This is a genomic window from Paenibacillus ottowii (assembly GCF_006874425.1).
Taxonomy (GTDB): Bacteria; Bacillota; Bacilli; order Paenibacillales; family Paenibacillaceae; genus Paenibacillus; species Paenibacillus ottowii.
Window position 1 is genome coordinate 1 of record NZ_VIJZ01000042.1, and the last position, 1,113, is coordinate 1,113.

The 1,113-nt window shown below is 53.8% G+C and carries 1 protein-coding gene; it reads right to left on the bottom strand.

All coding sequences use genetic code 11. The annotated features are described in order from the left end of the window. Positions 1-1,113: condensation domain-containing protein (locus FKV70_RS25820; RefSeq protein ID WP_244310859.1), on the bottom strand; the 1,113-nt coding region annotated here is incomplete at both ends.

The following is a 1,113-nucleotide window of genomic DNA, read 5'->3' on the forward strand; positions in this document are numbered from 1 at the left end:
CGGTTAATCGTTCAATCGCATCGGCGCCAAACAGCTTCGTGCAATATTCAAAGGAACCCTTGATCTGCCCGTCTTCATCACTCATGGACAAGGTCAAATCGAATTTGGAGGTTCTGTGTTCCTGAACATATGGGCTGAAGGTTAGCGTTTCAAGCTCCGCTTCCTGTGACTCCATATTTTCCAGTACAAACATGGTGTCAAACAACGGGTTACGGCTTGCATCCCGTGCTACATCCAGCTTTTCCACCAGCTCTTCAAGCGGATAATCCTGATGCTCGAAGGCTTGCAGCGTACGATCTCGGACTTCCAGCAAGTAGTTGTGGAACGTTTGGTTGCCCTGCGGCTGATGCCGGATAGCTAGCGTATTGACGAACATGCCGATCAGTGGCTCCAGTTCAGGCAACAAGCGGCCGGCTACCGGCGTACCGATGATCATATCGTCCTGACCGCTGTATTTGGACAGCAGGACGGTGTAGGCGCCCAGTAGCACCATGTACAATGTGCTTCCAGTTTGTGCCGCTATCCGGCGCAGTTGCCCAGATACATTCGGGTCCACTGTAAATTCATACATCGCTCCCTCAAAGCTACGCACAGCAGGTCTAGGATAAGCAATCGGCAGATCCAGGACCGGCAATTCCCCGGCTAAATGCTCCAGCCAGAACTGTTCCCGGCGCTGGTAGGACTCCCGCTGCATTTCCTGCTGCTGCCACACCGCATAGTCCTTGTACTGAATTGACAACGGCTCTAGAGCCTGTCCCTCGTACAGTTGTCCCAGCTCCTGCACGATATTGTTAGACGATACACCGTCTGAAATAATATGGTGCATGTCGTACATCAGGAGGTGACGCTCGGGCCCGGTTTGAACGAGACGGACACGCAGCAGCGGTGCCTGCTGAAGATCGAAGCTGCGTACAAAGGACTCGATATACGCTTCGGCTTCAGACTCATGGGCCTGCAGACGTTCTACGGCAAACTCCACCTGATCGTAAACCCGCTGCACAACCTCGCCGTCCACCATTTCAAAGGAAGTCCGCAGCGTTTCATGACGGGCTACTAACTGACGGAACGCCTCCTCCAGTCGGTCTGCCTCCAGCGGCCCCTCCACTACCAATA